Annotated in this window: 1 protein-coding gene; it reads left to right on the plus strand. The window is 44.4% G+C overall.

Going from position 1 to position 851, the window contains the following annotated elements; translation table 11 throughout:
• Nucleotides 1-185, plus strand: a 185-nt coding sequence (locus tag L6773_RS21260; RefSeq protein ID WP_237856687.1) for a hypothetical protein, incomplete at its 5' end; no start/stop codon positions are given.
• Nucleotides 186-851: the final 666 nt, after the last annotated feature.

Genomic DNA, 851 nt, shown 5'->3' on the forward strand with positions numbered 1-851 from the left:
AGCAGGGGTTGAATTTTGAAAATTACGCCAAATCTGACCATACATTCGAAAAACAAAGATTCTTTCCAACTTTAGAAACGTTTTGGACAGCTATGGATTTAAATATGTCAATATTTGCAGGCCTTCGATCATCTTTTTTTCTATATAGAGTGGGCACAAGTGGACACTTTCGCCAGATGAGGTAGACTGAATTGAGCACGTCTCAAATCATTGGGGCAGGCAGCTTACAGATTGCACTTGTGTAATCATAAGCCCCGAAGGGGCAGTATAATTCAGCCTCAACTACGCCTAAGGCTTCGTAGAGTAAACCATGGCAAAAACAGGAGTGAAACGATCTGTTTGCAGCCGTGGGATTAGCGATAGCAAAAATAAAACCCGAGGCGATGAATATTGAAATGGCAGGAAATCATCCGAGGGGTTGGATATCGGGATTATGTTTTTGGCTCCTACATGAATCTTTGTTCATTTTGGCTTGATCCATCCCGACAATATCGGGACCAGCAAAGCTGGACCAAAAAGATCAAGGCTGCCAAAGAAATGGCGGTGGTCACTGAATCTCTGCTACCTTTTATCAATGGTCCATCACGCTTATATCTTGTAAACATAGTTTAGAGCCGGTATGATAAAAGGTCTCCGCAGATCTTCAGGTTCCCTCAATCCGCCAATTCTTTCGAGGCCGAATTTTAATAAGGCTTAAAAAAGTCATTTTATCTTCTTCGGGAATGGAGGGAAGGATTATCCGAGGGCAGGGAGAGCTTCTGGATTACGCTTGCGTAATCACACCCCAGCGGGGTGAATGGTATTGTAACCCCGGGTGGAGGCCTCGTGAAGAGCGGAGCTCTGAAGAGAGG

This window comes from Rhodohalobacter sulfatireducens (assembly GCF_022012475.1).
GTDB lineage: Bacteria > Bacteroidota > Rhodothermia > Balneolales > Balneolaceae > Rhodohalobacter > Rhodohalobacter sulfatireducens.